We start from the raw sequence: 19342 nt of genomic DNA, 5'->3' as shown, positions 1-19342 counted from the left end.
AGGTCTAAAATAAGTTTTAATTTTTAATAGTATATAATGGAAGATTTAAAAATATCAAAAAAGAAACCTTCTTACCAGGTAAGTGATGATTTACATAAATATCTTTCCAAATACAATAGAAATGTAAAGTTACCTGTTTTTTATGACGATTTACTCAGGTTTCAAGGTTCTGTAACGGTTTATGATAAAAATGATAAGGATACGCTTTGGATCCGGGTATATTATAATGATTTTGAACGTGAAGAAATAGATTTAAGTCTTAAAAAAATATATACAATTTTACATTCAGATGGTAGCGAGAAAACAAATCCTTTTTTAAATGTAGATGCCATTGATTATTGCACGTTTGGTAATTCTAAACCTTTTAGAATTAAGGTTAGAAATATTTTGAATGATAACTTTACGTATTTCTATATTAAAAAAGCTGATGCTTCAAGAATTTATGGGTTAGAATTGGAACATATGCTTTCTCCTTCAAACATTCACTTTCTGGTTTATAAGGATACATTGATTGAAGAGCATATTTCTGGGATTCCGGGAGATGAATTTATTAAGGATATGCTGCCAGAAAGAACTAAATCTGAAAAAGCGCAAATAGCCAAAGAGTTTATAAAATTTAATGAACGTTGTATGATAAGGTTATTGGGGGATATGCGTTCATACAATTATGTTATTATTCCTATTCATGATTTTGACCAAGTCGTTTATAAAATTAGAGCTATTGATTTTGATCAGCAATCTTATGAAGGAAAACTGAATATTTATAGGCCGCAATTTTTTAAAGAGAATTTTGATATGGTTGATTTAGTAGCAAAAATTATTCAGAAGGAATCTTTAGATCAGTATGTTTTAGAGGAACGATCGGCCATAGCGAAACGTTTAATTAGTTACAATAATAGAATGAAATTCATGTTGGAATGCATGATGTCTGACAATATTTCTAAAAAAACCAATATTGATTTGCTAAAATCACAACTCTATGATTATACACACGATTTAAACTTTAAACGAAGTAAAAATATGGGGGAAATTTTATATAGTGCTTTAGATTTTGTAAAACGAAATTATGAAAACATAAATACTAATTATTTAAAGTAAGCTTAATTCCAGTTTTCCTCAAAATCTAAATGGTCATAATCATCAATATCCAAATCATCGTCAAACTCATCAAAGTCATCAACGTCTTCAGATTCAAACACTTTCTCTGGAGCGGAATCTGGTATTTGTCCTTTTGAAAACATGAGGTTTGGATAAGTAAAACCTTCAATCTCATCAACAATTTCAGCTAATTCAACATAAAACGTCCATAAATTAAAGAAATCATAGACATAAATTAACTTGGGTTGCATTTCAAAAACAATACTTTTAATTTCGGTTTCGTTCATCAACTTTGCAGAAGTATCTTCACTTAAATCAAATAAAGAAATTTCTTCACCTTGATTCCACTGCTCATCACTCACATAAAAAGAAGCCATTTCGGTTCCATCGAAGCCAAAAGATTGCGTAATAGCATTATGTAAATCCTCTAAAGTATCAGTTTCACGAATTTCTAAATCACGAAAAACATCCTCATCTGTATCATTATCTAGTATTACTCTAAATCTGTAAATCATATTGTTTAATTAAGTTGCAAATGTAAAGGTTTTGAGTTATTTACTAAAACGATGTAAGGTAAATATCATAGCGCTTAACAATATAAAGGCACCCACTTGATGAGCTACGCCAAGCCAAACAGGAACTTGTAATAATATGGTATATACACCGAGTAAAAATTGAACTCCTAACATAAGTAGTAATGCTGTAATACCTTTAGATTGCATATTTGATAAATCTAATTTTCTAGATTTTATCCAGATAGCAAAAACAACAATAGCCACAACATAAGCTAACATTCTATGTGCAAATTGAACACCACTTTTACCTTCTAAAAAGTTTTTATACCAAGGTTGCTTTTCAATAAAAACAGTTTCATGCATAAACTTACCTTCACTCATCATAGGCCAATGGTTATGAATAAAACCAGCATCTAAACCTGCTACAAATGCGCCATAAATAATTTGAATTAGTAAAATAGCTAAGGCATATCTTATAAAATTTCTGAAATCAATATTAATTACTTTTCTATTTGGAAACATTAAATCTAAAGCGATCCAAAACGTATAAGCAAATGTTACAAATGCTGTGGTTAAATGTGCTGCTAAGCGGTAATGACTTACATCTGGGTTATCAACTAAACCACTTTTAACCATATACCAACCCATAAAACCTTGAAATGCGCCTAGTCCAAGTAATACAACTGACTTTCTTATTGTTGCCTTAGTAAGTTGTTTGGTGAATAAAAAATATAAAAACGGTATAAGAAATACTACCCCTATAAACCTGCCTATAACACGGTGTAACCATTCCCAAAAGTAAATATCTTTGAAATCTTCTAATTCAAAATGATTATTGAGCTTCTGGTATTCAGGATATTGTTTGTATAAATCAAAAGCGTGTTGCCATTCAATATCATTCATCGGGGGGATGACGCCAGATATTAATTTATAATTTGAAATTGATAAACCTGAATGGGTTAACCTAGTAATGCCACCAACAACAACCATGATGAATATTAGTAAACATCCCGTTAATAACCAATAAATTACTTTTTTGTTATCTCTTTTCATATTAGCCACGAATACATGTATTTATTTTTTAGTATATATTGTTACTTTAAAGTAATAGCTTTTTAAGTCCTAATTTTTCACCTTCTTTTAACATTAATTTATAAGCAGCATCAAATTCATTGGGAATTTCTCCTTCTAGTATAGCTTCTTTTATAGCTTCTTTAATAATTCCAATTTCCTTTGAAGGTCTTAAATTAAAAGCTTCCATAATTTCTTCTCCAGATATTGGCGGTTGAAAATTCCTTACATGATCACGCTCTTCAACTTCAATAATTTTTTCTCTAACAGTTTTGAAATTATTATGATATTTATTAAATTTTTTAGGATTCTTTGTAGTTATATCTGCTTCACAAAGCGTCATTAGATCGTCTACATATTCTCCGGCATCAAAAACTAATCGTCTTACAGCAGAATCAGTCACTTCATTATTAGCTAAAACAATGGGTCTAGAACTCATAAACACCATTTTTTGAACAAATTTCATTTTATCATTTAATGGCATTTTTAGACGTTTAAATAGGTGGTATACCATTTTTGAACCTTCAAACTCATGTCCATGAAAAGTCCAACCAACTTTTTTGCTAAATTTTTTAGTAGGTGCTTTACCTATATCATGCAATAATGCCGCCCAACGCAACCATAGATTATCTGTTTTTTCAGAAATATTATCAACGACTTCAAGGGTATGATAAAAATTGTCTTTATGGCGTTGCCCTTCAATTTCATCAATGCCTTTTAAAGCCGTTAACTCTGGTAAAATATAGTCTAATAAACCTGTTTCTTCAAGCAGTTTAAAGCCAAAAGAAGGTTTTTTGCTTTCAAGAATTTTATTGAGTTCGACAACAATACGTTCGCTGGTAATTATTTTAATTCGATGACTGTTTTTCGAAATAGCTTTTAAAGAAGTTTCTTCAATTTTAAAATGTAATTGAGATGAAAAGCGAATAGCTCGCATCATACGTAATGGATCATCGCTATACGTTATATCAGGGGCTAAAGGCGTACGTATAATTTTGTTTTTCAAGTCTTCAGCTCCATTAAAAGGATCCAGTAAATCCCCATAATTTTCTTCTGATAAATTTAAAGCTAAAGCATTAATAGTAAAATCTCGCCTGTTTTGATCATCTTCAAGAGTTCCATTTTCAACAACAGGGTTTCTACTGTATTCATTATATGATTCCTTTCTGGCACCAACAAATTCAATATCAATACCATCATAATTAAGCATAGCGGTACCATAGGTTTTAAATACTTGAACTTTGGGTTTATTAGGTAGGTTATTTGCGACCATTTGGGCTAGCTCAATACCACTACCAACAGCAACGATATCAATATCTTTAGTTATTCCGCGCTTAAGAATAAAATCACGTACAAATCCGCCAATAACATAACTGTCTAAATTTAACTGTTTAGCAGATTTGGAAATTATTTTAAAAATTGGGTTCTGTAATGCTTCTTTGTAATTCATCAATTAAATTCGTGCCTTTATTCTCGAATTATATTAACAATACCATTGTTATTCAATTTAATAATTGAAGATGGTTTATTGCAATTTTTTTCTTGATGCAAATTTACGACATAGTCTACACCTTTTAAAACCTCTTGAGATATTTCTTTAAACGATTTTGGTGTTGGCATGCCACTTATATTAGCTGAAGTTGAAACGATGGCTCTGTTAAATCGTCTCAATAATTGAAAACAAAAATCATCATTAGGAATTCTTATAGCAATGGTATTATCTTTAGCTACTAGGTTCTTAGCTAAATTCTGTGCGTCTTCATAAATAATGGTAATAGGATTGTCTGAAACATCTAAAAGATTATAAGCAACTTCTGGTATTTTTTTAACATAATTTTTTAACATTCTATCATCAGCCACTAGACATATTAGAGTCTTGCTGTCATGACGTTGCTTTAATTTATAAACAGTTTCTACAGCCTTACTATTTGTTGCATCACAACCAATTCCCCAAATAGTATCAGTAGGGTAAAGAATAAGCCCACCTTCTTTAAGGGTTTTTAGGGCTTTGTTTATTTCTTCGTTCATTTTTCTATCATATATTTGCAAGCGTACAAATATATGATAGAAAAATTTAAATGTATTTTACTCAGCTTGTTAAGGTTTTGATAATCTATGAAAGAAAAAGAAGTTAAAATATTTAATAATTGTGATAATGATTTTGAAAATTCACTTACTGAGATTATTCATAATTTTGAAGATTATAAAGGGGGAGTTGGGAAAAGAAACACGATTAAAGTTATAAATTATAATGATCTTAAACTAAATATCAAGTCTTTTAAAGTGCCTCATGTTTTTAATAAAATTGTATATAAATTTTTCAGAAAGAGTAAAGCACAACGTTCTTATCAATATGCAAACAAGTTATTAGAATTGGAAATAGGAACTCCTAAACCAATCGCTTATTTTGAATATTCGAGCTCGTTTTTTTTTGGTAAAAGTTATTATATAAGTGAACATTTAGATTGTGATTTAACTTATAGAGAACTTACTACAAATTTTGATTATCCAGATTACGATAATATTTTAAGAGCCTTTACCAGATTTACTTATAGCTTACATGAAAAAAACATTCAATTTTTAGATCATTCTCCTGGTAATACTTTGATTAAAAGGCATGGTAATGATTACGATTTTTATCTAGTAGATTTAAACCGAATGAATTTTGCTCCCTTGGATTTTAATACGAGAATTAAAAACTTTTCAAGGCTTACTATTCACAAATCAATGGTTGAAGTTATGAGTGATGAGTATGCTAAATGTAGTGGTGGTGATTATAACAAAATTTTTGATTTGATGTGGAAGGAAACTGAGACCTTTCAGGAGAAATTTCAAAGAAAAAAGCGATTAAAGAAAAGGTTTTTAAAAAAATAATAATCTAGCCTTTAGCTTTCCAAAGCCTATATAGTTTGATGTATTTTAAGAACGTAATATTATATGTTTGTACACAAATAATCAAACCATTTAATCCATCTAAAAAACCTAATCTTAAAAAATAAGCTTTAAAAAAAGCCCATGCTGGCCTGTAAATTATTTTCCAAATAGATGATTTTTTTCCTAATTTAAAATATGCTTCAGAAGATATGGTTGAAAAGCGTTCTATCTTCAAATTGTGTTCTGAGTAATCTCTATAAATCCAGTGTAATAAATCACCATTAAGTTTTCCGTGTTTAATCCCTTTTTTTAATACGTACGAGTCATGCGGATTTATTCCTTTCCATTCACCACTACCTTTTTTAAAGAGTCTTAATTTTTTATCAGGATACCAATCAGAGTGCTTAATCCATTGTCCACAATAATTATTGAGTCTGTTACAGAAATAACCATCAAATTGCCAATTTTCTTTAACCTTTAAAATGCTTGACTTTAAACTCTCAGAAAGAGCTTCATCACCATCAAGAGATAAAATATAGTTATAATTAGCTAAAGAAACAGCATAATTTTTTTGTTCAATATAACCTTCAAATAGATGTTGATAAAAAATAACATTATAAGCTTTACAAATGTCGGCAGTTTTGTCTGTTGAAAAAGAATCTACAACTATAATCTCATCAGCAACATCGATTAAAGAACTTAAGCATTTTTCTAAATGTTCTTCTTCATTATAGGTAATAATAACAGCTGAAAGTTTAATCATTGTTGTTTTTTAGTTCTATCGTATAAGCCTTGTTATGGCTTTTGAAAGTGAAGTAACCCAAACGTTTTCTTATTTTATATTTCCTGATTAGGTTTAATGGTTTACTTTTTAAATAACTCTTGTCTTTGTGTAAAAATGAAATACAAGCATCAACAACACGTTTACTCGATTTTCCATCGGAATAAGGATGTAATTCATTTATATATAAACATAGTTTATTTAATAAATCATTAGAAGGGTTTAAGGCCATTTTAAAAGCATTTTCTATATCCTTAGCATCCTCAATATTTATTAAAAAATCTTCATGCACTTTATGCTTAAATGTGACAATTGCTTTCTTCTGAAGTACAAATTCTTGAATTGCAGAAGTTGTGTCTGCAAAAAGAATATCTGCTTTAAAAAACAATGGTGTTAAGTCTGTAGTATCAAAAAAAGTAAAATTTTTATTAGTTAATAATTGCCATTTTTCAATGATATGAGTTGGCAATTTTGGATGTAAAACCATGATGAATTTATACGCATCCGTATTTGATAAGCGCTTAATTTCATTAAAAATACTATCATTATAAGCTAAACTTAGACGCTCTGTAAATGTTGAAGCAATCATTATAGTAGGAGGAGGGTCTGTATTAAAATTATCAGTTTCTTCAGGTTTTTTTTCTAAAGGAAACATAGTATCGACTTTACTCCAACCAGTCTCAATAACTTCAAAATATTTTAACTCTTTTGAGAGACGAGTAAATTCACTTGTGGTGCTCGGACCTTGTGTGCAGTATAAATCAAAGAATCCCCTAATTCTAAAATGGTAAAATCTACCATCTTTTAAAGGTCTTTTTTTAGCAAAAAAACCATGAAATATTTGAACTTTTAATCCAGTTATAAAATCGGGTACATCATCGGTTGCCGTTAGAACAATATCGGGTTTATATTCTATGACCTCTTTAATAGTGTCAAGTAAATTATCTTTATTATAAAGGGCCTTTTTTCCGTTGTCTAAATCACTAAACCATTTAACAGTATAGCCACGACTTATAATTTCTCGCTCTAGAGGATTCCCAATAGGGACAGCATAGCTATAAGATATATATATTAAAAACTTATATAGCATTTATATATTTGATTTATTCAATTCTTTTGTTTAGCCAATTTAAAATATAATTTAGACTTTTAGTATTGGCAAGTTCTAAACTTTGACAGGTTATAAAAATTTTATTTTTGTTCATTTCAAACCAAAAGAGCTTGAGTTTTACAATAAAATGGTTTTTGTAGGACCTAAAATAAGTCAATTTTGTTTTTCTTTTAAATATGAATGTATTCTGTTTAAATTCTAAATGTTCTGTTAACGATGATATTATAAATTGAGTTTCGTGTCTAAACTTATGTTTTATGTTATTTTTGAGAATATTATTTTTATTGAAAAAATTTATTTGAGTAGATTTTCTAATGGGTATAGGTGTATGAAAGCGTCTAATAAATTTTTTGCAACCAACTAATTTGGCGCTATTTTGCATCACCTTTTTGTTCCCTGAACGTTTTTTGTTTTTTGAAAAACCTAGTTGGATAAGAAAATTAAGTATGAGATTTTTAACTATTTGGTTTTCATAAAAATGCATCCATTTACCTCTTATTACGGGATATCCATTTACAAAAAAATCTTCAATTTTGCTTTCTCTCATTATAAAGGTGTCATCATTGAATATAACGTAATGCTCTGAAAGTTTTGGTATTTTGAAAAGTACAGATTCTATGGATCGAGAATTGAAGCACGGAAGAAATTCTTCAAATCCTTTAAATATTACCTTATGATCAATTATTTCTAAATTGATTCCTGATGATTTTCCCAATTCTTTCAGTTTATTAAATGAATCAGGTATTTGACTATCGGTTACTAAGTATATGTTTTTAAAAAAAGGCGCATATTTAATAATTGATTTAATGACGATATCTATTTCTCCAATAGAATTAAAACGGGAGCTCTCTTTCTTTTTGTTAAAATCTATTTTATTCTCTAAATGGTTATTTATTTTCTCTTGCCATTTTTCATCACTGCCATTAACCCATGGAATTACAGCATCAACTTGAATGTTTGTAACTGTATTTCCCATGGTTTAAGGTATTAAATTTGTTAACATTTTATTATTCTATAGTATTAAGTGATTATAGAATTAGGTGAATTTTTTCAAACACTTAATTTTGCTTAAACAGCTACATCATTTTCACGAAGCGCATTGTTTAAGGATGTTTTTTTATCAGTACTTTCCTTGCGTTTTCCAATTATTAACGCACAAGGTACTTGATAGTCGCCAGCGGCAAAGGTTTTTGTATAACTTCCGGGAATTACAACAGATCTAGCGGGTACTCTGCCTTTCATTTCAATAGGTTTATTACCGGTAACATCTATTATTTTTGTGCTCATGGTCAACACAACATTAGCTCCAAGAACGGCTTCAGTTTCAACGCGTACACCTTCAACAACAATACATCGGGATCCTACAAATACGTTATCTTCGATTATAACAGGAGATGCTTGCAAGGGTTCTAAAACCCCACCAATACCAACACCGCCAGATAAATGTACGTTTTTACCAATTTGTGCACAACTACCAACTGTCGCCCACGTATCTACCATAGTTCCTTTATCTACATATGCGCCAATATTTACATAACTCGGCATTAAAATAGTGCCTTTAGAAATATAAGAACCATGTCTTGCTACGGCATGAGGTACAACTCTAATACCTTTTTCTTTATATCCCTTTTTTAAAGGAATTTTATCATGAAATTCAAAAGGTCCTACCTCAATCGTTTCCATCGTTTGAATTGGGAAATATAAAACAACTGCTTTTTTTACCCATTCATTTACTTGCCAACCGTTATTAATAGGTTCCGCAACTCTTAATTCTCCCTTATCCAATAAATCAATAACCTTTCTTATAGCAGCTATGGTTTGGTTATCTTTTAAAAGTTCTCTGTTTTCCCAAGCTTTTTCTATGGTTAGTCTTAATTCAGTCATTTGTATTTTTATTTTGGACAAATATAATAGGTATCATTTAAAAAACGAGAATGAAATAACTATAATATCAACTTTTAAATAGTATTAAAATAATGACATTTTTCTGATTGTTTTTGTGAACTTCAATTTGATTTTACCCTTGAAATAAATAAAATATCTGATAAAATGTATTTTGAGTGCTTTTTGTCTTTTAAAATGTGTCTTTTGTCTATTTGTCGACAAAAATTTACCACTAGACTACTAATCGAAATTTCAGCGTTATACAACTAATTTTTTGTGTGTTAGGGTTATACTGTATCTATATTTGAACTATCAAAATAACACATATTAGATGAAAACAAATTTTTACATATTCTTAATTTTATTGCTTTCTTTTTCTGTTGCTAATGCTCAGGAAAGAATAACTGAAGTTAAAGTTGCTACTGTAATTGAATTAAATGTAGAAAATAATGTTTCAGAAATTAATAAAGAAGTTTCTAATACTAAAGATATTCAAACTACTGTAGAAGAAAATAAAGACTCTAATACTACTAATAAAGTTATTGTAAGAAGTAGCAGTGATATTAGAATTTATTTAAACCGTGTTAGAAATGTGGATAATATCAATTTATTATTCCCTAAAATATATAAAGAAAAAGTAGCTTAATACTAAAAAATTCATATCCAAAGCTAAAAAGGAGTTGTCAATTTTGACAGCTCTTTTTTTATTATCTATTTTTACCTAAAACTTTATTATGTCTAGAATACTCGCCATTGATTATGGTTTAAGAAGAACAGGAATTGCTGTTACAGATGAGTTACAGATGATTGCTTCTGGATTAACTACAGTTGCGACAAAAGATATAATTACCTTTTTGAAAGATTATACTAATAGGGAGCGCGTTGAATTGTTTTTAATTGGTGAACCTAAACAAATGGATAATACACCTTCAGAAAGTGAAACTTTAATTATTCCATTTATTAAAAAATTAAAAAATTCATTCCCTAAGATTCCAATAAAAAGAGTAGATGAACGATTTACTTCAAAAATGGCATTTCAAACCATGATTGATAGTGGGTTAAAAAAAAGTCAAAGAAAAAATAAAGAGCTGGTTGATGAAATAAGTGCAACGCTTATTTTACAAAGTTATTTGTATTCTAAGTAAGTTTTTCTTTTAAAAGTTTACAATAAATACTAAGTATTGTATTTTTGCATAAAAATTATCAAAAAGCAACCATGATTTTACCAATAGTAGCTTATGGAGACCCTGTTTTAAAAAAAATGGGTTCATCAATTACAAAAGATTATCCTAATCTAGACACTCTCATTGAAAACATGTTTGAGACCATGTATAATGCCTTTGGGGTTGGTCTTGCTGCACCTCAAATAGGATTACCAATAAGATTGTTTCTTGTTGATACAACACCATTTGCAGAGGATGATGAGCTGTCAGAAGAGGATCGAAATTTTTTAAAAGATTTTAAACAAGTTTTTATTAATGCTAGAATTATAGAAGAAGAAGGTGAAGAATGGGCTTTTAATGAAGGGTGTTTAAGTATTCCAGATGTTAGAGAAGATGTTTTTAGATATCCAAAATTGAAGATGGAATATTTTGATGAAAATTTTAATAAGCATGTTGAAGAGTTTGATGGTTTAATAGCTAGAGTTATACAACATGAGTATGATCATATTGATGGAATTTTATTTACCGATAAATTATCAGCTTTAAAAAAGCGCTTGTTAAAAGGTCGCCTAAATAATATATCGAAAGGGAAAATCACAGTGGATTACAGAATGCGTTTTCCAGATCAAAAAAAGAAACGATAATACTTGCAAAACACTATTAAACAGTTGATATTTGCCCTTTTTAAAAATAATGTATGAGCTTAGAAAAAATAATATCTATTGCGGGAAAACCAGGACTATTTAAACTCGTTACTCAAACCCGTGTTGGCTTTGTAGCAGAATCATTAATTGATAAAAAACGCTTATCAGTAAGTATTCAGCAAAATGTAAGTGTTTTAAGTGAAATAGCCATTTACACGCTAACAGAAGAAGTGCCTTTAAATAATATTTTTGTTAAAATTAAAGAACAAGAAAACGGTGAGCCAACAAGTGTTGCTGCAAAAGATAGTAAAGATAAATTAGAAGAATACTTTTTTAATATTTTACCAGACTATGACGAAGATAGAGTATATGTAAGTGATATTAAGAAAGTTATTCAATGGTATAATTTGCTACAAAAGCATGGTATGCTTGATTTATTGGAAGCTACTGATATTGATAAAAAACCAGACGAAGAAGAATAAATATTGAATTTTCATATATTAAATGAAACCTCTATGATTTTGGAGGTTTTTTTATGTTTTGTTGTTAGATTTGTTACGTATTACCGACATAAAGATTACCTTATTTTTAATTTATGAAAATTTCTAAATCTCAACGAAGTAACTTGTTTTTTTTATTAGTTGTTGTGTTACTAATAATTCCTCAAACAAGAAAGCCTATTCAAGTTTTTTTAAATAAGGGGCTAGCTTTAATTAGTCCATCTATAGAAAGCAAAGAAAATCAGACCTCATTAGAAAGTTATGATTGGAAATTAAAAGATAAAGATGGACGTATTTTTGATTTTGAAAGCACAAAAGATAAAGTTGTTTTAATAAATTTTTGGGCAACTTGGTGTCCGCCATGTATTGCCGAAATGCCAAGTCTTCAAGAACTTTACAATGATTATGAAGATAAGGTTGTGTTCCTCTTTGTAACGTCTGATTTGTATACTGATGTAAATCCTTTCATGGATAAGAATAATTATACTTTTAAAGTGTTTAGACCTTTAACTAGCGCGAGTTTGTTTGATGTCCCCAGTATTCCCAGAACATTTTTAATAGATCAAAATGGTTATATCGTAATTGATGAAAGTGGTGCTGCTAATTGGAATAGCGACAAAGTAAGAACTACTATTGATAATTTATTAATGCCATAATGTTTTAAAAAAAGCTTTTATAAAGGTAGAAGAAAATAAAGAACTCATTATTTTTAATTCCGATTTGAAACTTGATTCTTCATCTAAAAATTCAAACATATTTTTAACTGAGTTTTTTGAGTAAAACTGTTGGAAAACCCATTCTCCTTTATGGTTATAGTCTTTCAATACTTTTAAAAACACAGTATCATAAAACTGATATTTTCTTTTGAATACCCCTTCTGAAGGCGACTTTTCTTGCTTTAAATTTTCAATAATATGAGCTACTTTTTTTTCTGTATGTTTAAAAGAATAGCCCGTTGAACCTTTAACCCATCCACCTGCAGTTCCTATTTTAGTAAGATTCTTATTAGAGTATTTATTAAAAGGGAAATTGGTCATAGGAATGTTACCACTTTCACTCTCAACAATGTCAAAATATTTTATATTTAAAATATCCGATATATATTGTTTTAAATACATATCGTAAGTGTCATCTTTTACTAAATCGGGCGTAAAGTATGTAAATTCTATTAATGCCTTATTTGCTGAAAATGGTAAAACATAGGTAAACGTCGTTTGATCACCGTCTTTTAACCGGTAATCCATCATGGTAAATTCCTCGGTATTAAATATATCCTCGTCTGTTTTTATAACCCAACCTTTAAAGTGCTGTTGTATTGTTATATATTTATTTTTATCTGTTTTAAATTCTTGAGGTATTCTGCTGTCAAATATATGATTTGAGGTATATTTAAAATTTTTAGTATGTACGAACGCATTGTCTTTTATATCAACATCAATTACTTCGTCAACTATGAAGTGTATGTTGTCTTTTTTAGATAACACAGATTTAATTTCCTTATAAAAATCTAAGGAACGAATCATTTTGTAGGTGTAAGGTTTTAACTTTAGAGACAGGTGTTTTGTAGAACTTATAAAAGATGCAGCATGCCACGATTTAAAAACAATATTATCCCATTGTCCGTTTCCTTGTTCCCAAAAGCACCAGGTTTTATCGTTAATGCTTTTGTTCGATTTATCAATTAAAGCAATCTGCTTGGTATCAAAAAATGACTCTTTTGAAAGTTGATAGGCAAGTTGAAGCCCTGCTAAACCATTTCCAATAATTATATAATCGAAATGGGAATTAGTCGTCATTTACGTTTTCAGGAATATATTATTTTTTGAAGAATTTAAAAGGAACGAATAACATTCCAAAACATTCACCTTCCTCTTTTCCAATATGCTTATGATGGATTTTATGAGCTCTTCTTACACCTTTTGCATACCATCCGTTGGCATTTCTAAAGAGTTTAAATCTTTGGTGTATAAATATATCGTGCACTAAAAAGTAAGCAGCCCCATAAGCCATAATTCCAAGTCCAATTGGCAGACAATACCAAATATTCTCGTAACTCCATAAGTAAAAACATGTCATACTTACAATGGCATAAAAAAGAAAAAAAGCGTCATTACGTTCAAACCAACTATCATGGTCTTTTTTGTGATGATCTTTATGTAAACTCCATAAAAACCCATGCATGATGTATTTATGAGTAAACCATGCCATAAATTCCATAAAGCAGAAAACAGAAACAAAAACGAGTATCCAATAAATAATTTGCATAGTATAAAATTACAATAAATTTAATTGATATTTAACATAACTGCGCATTAGAAGTTCAAATTTTTTATGATTTCTAACTCTTATTCTAGCTTGTTTAATTTGAAGTGCTGGCGTTTTTTTTAGTTTTTTTAATAACTGCGAATAGTATCTGTAAGCCACAAAAACCCCAAATTTAGCTTCAATAGGTAGTTGTTTAATTCCTTGTAATCCTTGAGCAAAGTCATTTTCAATATCGTGTATAATATCTTGTTTCGATTGCTCGTTAAGATTATTTAAGTCTGCATTAGGGAAATAACTTCGTTCTAATCCTTCAAAATCGGCTTTTAAATCTCTTAAGAAATTCACTTTTTGAAAAGCAGACCCCAAAGACATTGCAGAATCTTTTAACTCATTATATCGAACATCATCTCCTTTTACAAAAACTTTTAAGCACATTAATCCGACAACATCTGCAGAGCCGTAAATGTATATTTTAAACTCTTCTTCAGTAAGATAATTAGATTTGTGTAAATCTAGTTTCATACTTTTCATAAAAGCATCTACCAAACTTTTATCAATCCCATATTTGTGATACGTATATTGAAATGAATTAAGGATTGGGTTTAGACTTATCTTGTTTTCTAAAGCTTCCTCTAAATCTCTAGAGAAATTGTTAAAAAGTAACTTTTTGTCGTAATCGTGAAAAGTATCAACAATTTCATCCGCAAATCTTACAAATCCATAAATGTTATAAATATCATTTCTAATTGGTTTTGCAAGCATTTTTGTAGCGAGTGAAAATGATGTACTGTATGATTTGGTAACAATTTTACTACAGTGATATGATACGTCATCAAATAAAGCTTTCATCTATGTTGTTATTTATGGTTGTTGATTTTTAGATGTTACTCTAATGTCTAATTTTGGTTGTGATGCTTGTTTATTAATTCTGCAACAAGTTTACCTGAAATTAGTGATGGCGGCACTCCAGGTCCTGGCACAGTTAACTGTCCTGTAAAAAAAAGATTTTCTACTTTTTTACTTTTTAGTTTGGGTCTTAAAAATGCCGTTTGAGTAAGGGTATTAGCCATACCATAAGCATTTCCTTTGTATGAATTATAATCTTTTATAAAATCATTAATACAAAACGACTCTTTAAATATAACATGTTTTTTTATTTTTTGGGAAGTTAATGTCTCAAATCGTATCATTATTTTTTCGAAATAGCGCTCTCTTAATTCTTTCGTGTCTTCTAAACCTGGTGCTAATGGTATTAAAAAGATACCAGCTTCTTGTCCTTCAGGAGCTGAATCAGTATCTGTTTTACTCGGAAAACTTGCATAAAACAATGGGTTTTCTGGCCATTTTGGATTATCATAAATAGCCTCAGCATGAACATCGAAATTGACATCAAAAAATAATGTATGATGATTAACATTTTTAAGTTTCTTATCAAAACCTACATAAAAGAGTAAAGAGGAAGGTGCAAAAGTCTTTTTGCTCCAATAGTTTTCACTGTATTGTCTGTCGGATTTCTCTAATAATGTTTCTGTATGATGGTAATCAGCACCACTTAAAACAATATCACTTGAATATGTTTTTCCATTTGAAACTATTCCTGTTGCTTTACCATTATCAACTATAATTTTTTCAATCGAACTTTTCGTTTTAATAGTTACCCCAAGCTCTTTAGCTAAAGATTCCATAGCCAAAATAACTTGATACATTCCTTTTTTTGGATGAAAAGTGCCCAGTCCAAAATCAGCATAATTCATAAAATTATAAAAAGAAGGAGTGTCACTTGGCTTTGCTCCTAAAAACAACACAGGAAACTCTAATATTTTTGACAGACGTTCATTTTTAAATTCTTTTCTAACGTCTCTTTTTATGTTACTAAAAAATTGATTTATTTTTAAAATTGTTGCCGGCGTAACGAGTTCTAATGGTGAAACACCAGGATTGTATACTAAATCTTTAATAGCTATATCGTAGTTACTCTTGGCATTAGTAATGAATTTTTTTAGTTTTATTGAAGACCCTTTTTCCTCTTTTTCAAAAGCAATTAATATTTTTTCTAAAGTATCCTCGATGGTTATGTAATCATCTTTTCCAAAGTAAACACTGTAGGCAGGGTTTAATTTTTCTAATGTATAATAATCCGATGGGGATTTATCAAAATCTAAAAAAAAACGTTCAAAAACATCAGGCATCCAATACCATGTTGGACCAATGTCGAAAGTAAACCCATCTTTTATAAGCTGCCTTGCACGGCCGCCAATAGTTTTATTTTTTTCAAATATAGTAACATCATGGCCTGCTTGTGCTAGATAACACGAAGCGGCTAGTGAAGAGAATCCCGAACCTATTATAGATATATTCATATGTTTAACAAACATACAAAATAGTTAAACAATAAAATTAAATTTTAACTTAACTTTTTAATTTGCTAACTAAACTTTCTATCGACGTAAATGCTTTAATATTATTTGGTAGTGAATTGATGTCTATAAATTTTAGCATATAACCAAGAATCCATAATTCATTCTTATTTCCTTCCAAAAGATTTTCTTGAAATTCTTCTAAAAAATTTTGAAGGTATTCTTTTTCAGGTTTGACTGTTAAAAAAGTAATAAACGTTAAGTTATCATAAAATTTCAGTAAATCTTTCAAATTGATAGTGGGTATACTTTGTCCTAAGAACAAGGTTTGGTAGCCATTGCTAATCAACTCATAATTAATAAAAAGTAATCCAATATCATGAATTTCATTCTCTGGCAGAAAAAACACAAATGTAGTTTTGTTATTATTTGGTTCTACGCCTTGATATTTCTCAATATTTAATAATATTTTTTGTTTGATTCGAGTCGAAATAAAATGCTCATGAGCAGGAGTAATTGTGTCTGTTTGCCATAAAAGTCCAATTTCGTTTAAAAAAGGAATAAATGTATCATAAAAAATTTCTTTGAATGATTTTATTTTGATTAGTTCTTTGTAAGTTTTAGAAAATAGGTGCTGGTCAAAAGTTAACATAGCAAGTTTAAATGCGTTAATTGAATTATCATCTAACTTTTTATCCTTTGCTGCAACTTCTTTTACCAAGGCAGAAATATCTTCATCCTTTAAATTTGAAATTTTAGAAATTTTATAGCCATTATTGTTTAAAAAAGCGACATTTAAAATTTTTTGAAGGCTTTCAGTAGAGTAATATCTTATATTAGTATCGGTCCTATTAGGTTCTAATAAGTTATAGCGTTTCTCCCATATTCTTATCGTATGAGCTTTGATTCCACTTAGATTTTCTAAATCTTTAATACTAAACTCTGTTTTTATATTGTTCATTGAATCCTAAAAATTATTAAACAAAACTAAGAATAATTATCTTTTGTTCAACATAAAAGCCAAGTATTTTTATTTAAAATGTAAATTATAAGAAAAAATTAACAGGTTATTTTTTTAGCTTTTGTTTTTAATTAGGAGAAATATTAGCTTCTATTAAGAATGGATTAAGGAATTATTAAGAATCGTTGATAAATAACAAAAAGACCTTTATCTCTCAATAAATTTGAGATAATAGTGCGCACGAGAAGATTCGAACTTCCACATTCTAAGCGAATACTAGCCCCTCAAGCTAGCGCGTCTACCAATTCCGCCACGTGCGCATATAAACAGTGTAAAAATAAAAAAAGTTAAGCATATAGCTTAACTTTTTTTTGTGACCGGGCTGGGGCTCGAACCCAGGACCCTCTCCTTAAAAGGGAGATGCTCTACCAACTGAGCTACCAGGTCAAAATGTTTTTCTCTAACGAGGGTGCAAATATAAAATGTTTAATTAATAAAACAAGGCTTTTTTTGAAGATTTTTTTGTTTTTTTGTCAAGCTTTTGTGTATGTTTTTAATAATCAATTCAAAACAAGTTTATGATTGTAATATTAATTGGGTATATGGCTTCTGGAAAGTCTACCATTGGAAAGATTTTAGCTAAAAAATTGAATTACGATTTTATTGATTTAGATGATTATATTGAAAATAAAGAAGGAATGACCATTCAAAGAATCTTCGATAAAAAAGGGGAAATATATTTCAGGAAGCTTGAAACCTCTCTTTTAAAAGAGATTGTTTTTAACGAAAGTCATGTTGTATTGTCTTTAGGTGGTGGAACACCTTGCTATTCTAATAATATGACTGTTATTCAAAACACGAGTCAGGTTACAAGCTTTTATTTAAAAGCTTCAATTCTTTTTTTAGTTGATAGATTGAAAACAAGAAAAAGTAAACGGCCTTTAATTTCTCATTTGGAAACAGATGAGCAGTTAACAGAATTTATTGGTAAACATTTGTTTGAAAGATCCCCTTATTATGAGCAAGCTGGCTTCAAAATTTCTATAGATAATAAAACTAAAAAGGAGATTGTTAAAGAAATATTAAGTTATTTAATCTAAATAGGCTTCAAATACTTTACCTTCTAGCGTAACTTCTACATGTTCATGTAAAGATGTTGAAAGTGATATTCCTTTAAAATCAGCCTTTACTGGATATTTTTTATGGTTTCTATTGACAAGCACAGCCGTTTTAAATTGTTTTAAAGGCACATTTAAAAAGTGCTTTACCCCATAAATCAGGGTAGTACCAGAGTTTAAAACATCATCTACCAAGATTAAAGATTTGTTTTGATATTCGCTTGATGGAATAGATGTTTTTATATCTTCTATCGGATTTTTTTTGTTGATGCTTACTTTACAAAGTATCGGATTAATATCAGAAATTTTCTGGATAGTAGTTTTTAGTTTTTTTGCAAATGTGAAACCGTTTTTATCAATACCAGCTAAAATGATTTCTTTTTCATTTACATTGCCCTCATAAATCTGAAAAGCAATACGTCTAATCTTATTATTGATTTGATTGTGCGTTAGAATTATGTTTTTTTCAACGGTCATAATTTCTGTTGTTAAATTAAAGTATAAAATTACTCATTTTTATCTGTATATTATATATTTTTTTAAAGAGACAAATAGAAAATGCATATGGTCATTTTATATAATTAAATTTCAGTATTGGATGTGTCATCTGTAAAATCATCAATATTCCTTCTGTCCTTTTTCGTAGGTCTTCCAACACCTTTTTTTCTGTAATAATCTTTTGAATATTTTAAAAGTTCTCTAGCTTCAAAGGCCTCTTTAGGTGTTTTATCAATTCTATAAATATCTACAAGTTTAGCCCCAATTCTGCTTTCAGGAATATCATTAACAATTAGTTTATAGTTAATTTGGTCTTTTCTTATATCTATTTGGTCTTGAGGGTAAACGTCTCTACTGGGTTTTACAATTTCATTGTTAATTCTTACATGTCCCTTTTTACATGCTGTTGTTGCAAGAGACCTTGTTTTGTAATACCTAATGCACCATAAATACTTATCTATTCGCATATTATTTATGTGAAATCTACGTTAATGTTGTTATG

The 19342-nt window shown here is 29.2% G+C and carries 23 protein-coding genes and 2 tRNA genes; 8 read left to right on the top strand and 17 right to left on the bottom strand.

Translation table 11 applies throughout. The annotated features are described in order from the left end of the window. The first annotated feature begins 36 nt into the window (after nt 1-36). Nucleotides 37-1098, top strand: a complete 1062-nt coding sequence (locus AC15TD_RS09920; RefSeq protein ID WP_484451988.1) for a hypothetical protein — start codon at nt 37-39, stop codon at nt 1096-1098. Nucleotides 1099-1100: 2 nt separating this feature from the next. On the opposite strand, the gene AC15TD_RS09915 is transcribed toward AC15TD_RS09920, so the two are convergent. From AC15TD_RS09915 to AC15TD_RS09900, 4 genes are read right to left on the bottom strand one after another with little or no spacing between them, the layout of a single operon-like run. Then, on the bottom strand, nt 1101-1613 hold the full coding sequence (locus AC15TD_RS09915) for an IS1096 element passenger TnpR family protein (RefSeq protein WP_484451987.1): 513 nt from the start codon (nt 1611-1613) through the stop codon (nt 1101-1103). A 36-nt stretch (nt 1614-1649) separates the two neighbouring features. Continuing rightward, nucleotides 1650-2666 carry a COX15/CtaA family protein gene (locus AC15TD_RS09910; protein WP_484451986.1) on the bottom strand — a complete coding sequence of 339 codons (1017 nt, stop codon included), beginning with the start codon at nt 2664-2666 and terminating at the stop codon, nt 1650-1652. 46 nt (nt 2667-2712) lie between these two features. Then, complete coding sequence (locus AC15TD_RS09905; protein ID WP_484451985.1) at nt 2713-4134, bottom strand: CCA tRNA nucleotidyltransferase; 1422 nt, start codon at nt 4132-4134, stop codon at nt 2713-2715. 17 nt (nt 4135-4151) lie between these two features. Further along, nucleotides 4152-4712, bottom strand: a complete 561-nt coding sequence (locus AC15TD_RS09900) for an L-threonylcarbamoyladenylate synthase (protein ID WP_484451984.1) — start codon at nt 4710-4712, stop codon at nt 4152-4154. Nucleotides 4713-4799: 87 nt separating this feature from the next. Between AC15TD_RS09900 and AC15TD_RS09895 the strand changes: the two genes are divergently transcribed. Next, nucleotides 4800-5558 carry a Kdo domain containing protein gene (locus AC15TD_RS09895; protein WP_484451983.1) on the top strand — a complete coding sequence of 253 codons (759 nt, stop codon included), beginning with the start codon at nt 4800-4802 and terminating at the stop codon, nt 5556-5558. Nucleotides 5559-5562: 4 nt separating this feature from the next. Here the strand turns inward: AC15TD_RS09895 and AC15TD_RS09890 are convergent, their stop codons facing one another. The 4 genes from AC15TD_RS09890 to AC15TD_RS09875 all read right to left on the bottom strand — a co-directional run bounded on the left by AC15TD_RS09890 (nt 5563) and on the right by AC15TD_RS09875 (nt 9334). Further along, a complete protein-coding gene (locus AC15TD_RS09890; RefSeq protein ID WP_484451982.1) occupies nt 5563-6321 on the bottom strand; it encodes a glycosyltransferase family 2 protein in 759 nt (252 codons plus the stop codon). Further along, on the bottom strand, nt 6314-7429 hold the full coding sequence (locus tag AC15TD_RS09885) for a CDP-glycerol glycerophosphotransferase (protein ID WP_484451981.1): 1116 nt from the start codon (nt 7427-7429) through the stop codon (nt 6314-6316). Before AC15TD_RS09885 ends, AC15TD_RS09890 begins: the two co-directional genes overlap by 8 nt. A 13-nt stretch (nt 7430-7442) precedes the next feature. Beyond that, complete coding sequence (locus AC15TD_RS09880; RefSeq protein ID WP_484451980.1) at nt 7443-8426, bottom strand: Stealth CR1 domain-containing protein; 984 nt, start codon at nt 8424-8426, stop codon at nt 7443-7445. Between the two features lie 92 nt (nt 8427-8518). After that, on the bottom strand, nt 8519-9334 hold the full coding sequence (locus AC15TD_RS09875; RefSeq protein WP_484451979.1) for a 2,3,4,5-tetrahydropyridine-2,6-dicarboxylate N-succinyltransferase: 816 nt from the start codon (nt 9332-9334) through the stop codon (nt 8519-8521). A 331-nt stretch (nt 9335-9665) separates the two neighbouring features. Between AC15TD_RS09875 and AC15TD_RS09870 the strand changes: the two genes are divergently transcribed. The 5 genes from AC15TD_RS09870 (at nt 9666) to AC15TD_RS09850 (ending at nt 12297) form a co-directional block, all read left to right on the top strand. Then, nucleotides 9666-9980 (top strand): hypothetical protein, encoded by a 315-nt coding sequence (locus tag AC15TD_RS09870; RefSeq protein ID WP_484451978.1) that lies wholly within the window; start codon nt 9666-9668, stop codon nt 9978-9980. Between the two features lie 88 nt (nt 9981-10068). Then, complete coding sequence (ruvX, locus tag AC15TD_RS09865) at nt 10069-10479, top strand: Holliday junction resolvase RuvX (RefSeq protein ID WP_484451977.1); 411 nt, start codon at nt 10069-10071, stop codon at nt 10477-10479. A 71-nt stretch (nt 10480-10550) separates the two neighbouring features. After that, nucleotides 10551-11141 (top strand): peptide deformylase, encoded by a 591-nt coding sequence (gene def / locus AC15TD_RS09860; RefSeq protein WP_484451976.1) that lies wholly within the window; start codon nt 10551-10553, stop codon nt 11139-11141. 53 nt (nt 11142-11194) lie between these two features. Further along, complete coding sequence (locus AC15TD_RS09855) at nt 11195-11623, top strand: DUF5606 family protein (RefSeq protein ID WP_484451975.1); 429 nt, start codon at nt 11195-11197, stop codon at nt 11621-11623. A gap of 113 nt (nt 11624-11736) precedes the next feature. Beyond that, nucleotides 11737-12297, top strand: a complete 561-nt coding sequence (locus AC15TD_RS09850; protein WP_484451974.1) for a TlpA family protein disulfide reductase — start codon at nt 11737-11739, stop codon at nt 12295-12297. Here the strand turns inward: AC15TD_RS09850 and AC15TD_RS09845 are convergent. The 7 genes from AC15TD_RS09845 to AC15TD_RS09815 all read right to left on the bottom strand — a co-directional run bounded on the left by AC15TD_RS09845 (nt 12286) and on the right by AC15TD_RS09815 (nt 17671). Beyond that, nucleotides 12286-13437, bottom strand: a complete 1152-nt coding sequence (locus tag AC15TD_RS09845; protein WP_484451973.1) for a lycopene cyclase family protein — start codon at nt 13435-13437, stop codon at nt 12286-12288. The genes AC15TD_RS09850 and AC15TD_RS09845 overlap by 12 nt on opposite strands. Nucleotides 13438-13456: 19 nt before the next feature. Beyond that, nucleotides 13457-13906, bottom strand: a complete 450-nt coding sequence (locus AC15TD_RS09840) for a sterol desaturase family protein (protein ID WP_484451972.1) — start codon at nt 13904-13906, stop codon at nt 13457-13459. A 9-nt stretch (nt 13907-13915) separates the two neighbouring features. Then, complete coding sequence (locus tag AC15TD_RS09835; protein WP_484451971.1) at nt 13916-14755, bottom strand: phytoene/squalene synthase family protein; 840 nt, start codon at nt 14753-14755, stop codon at nt 13916-13918. A 47-nt stretch (nt 14756-14802) separates the two neighbouring features. After that, complete coding sequence (locus tag AC15TD_RS09830; RefSeq protein ID WP_484451970.1) at nt 14803-16266, bottom strand: phytoene desaturase family protein; 1464 nt, start codon at nt 16264-16266, stop codon at nt 14803-14805. 49 nt (nt 16267-16315) lie between these two features. Beyond that, a complete protein-coding gene (locus tag AC15TD_RS09825; RefSeq protein ID WP_484451969.1) occupies nt 16316-17224 on the bottom strand; it encodes a MerR family transcriptional regulator in 909 nt (302 codons plus the stop codon). 235 nt (nt 17225-17459) lie between these two features. Further along, nucleotides 17460-17544: transfer RNA gene (locus AC15TD_RS09820), tRNA-Leu, on the bottom strand. A gap of 54 nt (nt 17545-17598) precedes the next feature. Beyond that, nucleotides 17599-17671 (bottom strand) — tRNA-Lys (locus AC15TD_RS09815). Nucleotides 17672-17802: 131 nt separating this feature from the next. Between AC15TD_RS09815 and AC15TD_RS09810 the strand changes: the two genes are divergently transcribed. Continuing rightward, nucleotides 17803-18324, top strand: a complete 522-nt coding sequence (locus AC15TD_RS09810) for a shikimate kinase (protein WP_484451968.1) — start codon at nt 17803-17805, stop codon at nt 18322-18324. Here the strand turns inward: AC15TD_RS09810 and AC15TD_RS09805 are convergent. Further along, complete coding sequence (locus AC15TD_RS09805; protein ID WP_484451967.1) at nt 18316-18819, bottom strand: phosphoribosyltransferase domain-containing protein; 504 nt, start codon at nt 18817-18819, stop codon at nt 18316-18318. The two genes, AC15TD_RS09810 and AC15TD_RS09805, sit on opposite strands and share 9 nt — an antisense overlap. A gap of 104 nt (nt 18820-18923) precedes the next feature. After that, nucleotides 18924-19307: an RNA-binding S4 domain-containing protein gene (locus tag AC15TD_RS09800; protein ID WP_484451966.1), complete on the bottom strand. Its 384-nt coding sequence runs from the start codon at nt 19305-19307 to the stop codon at nt 18924-18926. Nucleotides 19308-19342: the final 35 nt, after the last annotated feature.

This window comes from Yeosuana sp. (assembly GCF_057126245.1).
The sequence above is the reverse complement of the archived record's forward strand: the minus strand, read 5'-3'. Positions and strand labels throughout refer to the sequence as shown.

What these genes read in the sequence shown, in the direction of transcription:
- AC15TD_RS09900 (WP_484451984.1), bottom strand. Translation starts at nt 4,712, where the DNA reads ATGAACGAAGAAATAAACAAAGCCCTAAAAACCCTTAAAGAAGGTGGG.
- AC15TD_RS09915 (WP_484451987.1), bottom strand. Translation starts at nt 1,613, where the DNA reads ATGATTTACAGATTTAGAGTAATACTAGATAATGATACAGATGAGGAT.
- AC15TD_RS09885 (WP_484451981.1), bottom strand. Translation starts at nt 7,429, where the DNA reads ATGCTATATAAGTTTTTAATATATATATCTTATAGCTATGCTGTCCCT.
- AC15TD_RS09920 (WP_484451988.1), top strand. Translation starts at nt 37, where the DNA reads ATGGAAGATTTAAAAATATCAAAAAAGAAACCTTCTTACCAGGTAAGT.
- AC15TD_RS09835 (WP_484451971.1), bottom strand. Translation starts at nt 14,755, where the DNA reads ATGAAAGCTTTATTTGATGACGTATCATATCACTGTAGTAAAATTGTT.
- ruvX (WP_484451977.1), top strand. Translation starts at nt 10,069, where the DNA reads ATGTCTAGAATACTCGCCATTGATTATGGTTTAAGAAGAACAGGAATT.
- AC15TD_RS09875 (WP_484451979.1), bottom strand. Translation starts at nt 9,334, where the DNA reads ATGACTGAATTAAGACTAACCATAGAAAAAGCTTGGGAAAACAGAGAA.
- AC15TD_RS09850 (WP_484451974.1), top strand. Translation starts at nt 11,737, where the DNA reads ATGAAAATTTCTAAATCTCAACGAAGTAACTTGTTTTTTTTATTAGTT.
- def (WP_484451976.1), top strand. Translation starts at nt 10,551, where the DNA reads ATGATTTTACCAATAGTAGCTTATGGAGACCCTGTTTTAAAAAAAATG.
- AC15TD_RS09880 (WP_484451980.1), bottom strand. Translation starts at nt 8,426, where the DNA reads ATGGGAAATACAGTTACAAACATTCAAGTTGATGCTGTAATTCCATGG.
- AC15TD_RS09800 (WP_484451966.1), bottom strand. Translation starts at nt 19,307, where the DNA reads ATGCGAATAGATAAGTATTTATGGTGCATTAGGTATTACAAAACAAGG.
- AC15TD_RS09895 (WP_484451983.1), top strand. Translation starts at nt 4,800, where the DNA reads ATGAAAGAAAAAGAAGTTAAAATATTTAATAATTGTGATAATGATTTT.
- AC15TD_RS09890 (WP_484451982.1), bottom strand. Translation starts at nt 6,321, where the DNA reads ATGATTAAACTTTCAGCTGTTATTATTACCTATAATGAAGAAGAACAT.
- AC15TD_RS09910 (WP_484451986.1), bottom strand. Translation starts at nt 2,666, where the DNA reads ATGAAAAGAGATAACAAAAAAGTAATTTATTGGTTATTAACGGGATGT.
- AC15TD_RS09870 (WP_484451978.1), top strand. Translation starts at nt 9,666, where the DNA reads ATGAAAACAAATTTTTACATATTCTTAATTTTATTGCTTTCTTTTTCT.
- AC15TD_RS09825 (WP_484451969.1), bottom strand. Translation starts at nt 17,224, where the DNA reads ATGAACAATATAAAAACAGAGTTTAGTATTAAAGATTTAGAAAATCTA.
- AC15TD_RS09840 (WP_484451972.1), bottom strand. Translation starts at nt 13,906, where the DNA reads ATGCAAATTATTTATTGGATACTCGTTTTTGTTTCTGTTTTCTGCTTT.
- AC15TD_RS09810 (WP_484451968.1), top strand. Translation starts at nt 17,803, where the DNA reads ATGATTGTAATATTAATTGGGTATATGGCTTCTGGAAAGTCTACCATT.
- AC15TD_RS09805 (WP_484451967.1), bottom strand. Translation starts at nt 18,819, where the DNA reads ATGACCGTTGAAAAAAACATAATTCTAACGCACAATCAAATCAATAAT.
- AC15TD_RS09905 (WP_484451985.1), bottom strand. Translation starts at nt 4,134, where the DNA reads ATGAATTACAAAGAAGCATTACAGAACCCAATTTTTAAAATAATTTCC.
- AC15TD_RS09855 (WP_484451975.1), top strand. Translation starts at nt 11,195, where the DNA reads ATGAGCTTAGAAAAAATAATATCTATTGCGGGAAAACCAGGACTATTT.
- AC15TD_RS09830 (WP_484451970.1), bottom strand. Translation starts at nt 16,266, where the DNA reads ATGAATATATCTATAATAGGTTCGGGATTCTCTTCACTAGCCGCTTCG.
- AC15TD_RS09845 (WP_484451973.1), bottom strand. Translation starts at nt 13,437, where the DNA reads ATGACGACTAATTCCCATTTCGATTATATAATTATTGGAAATGGTTTA.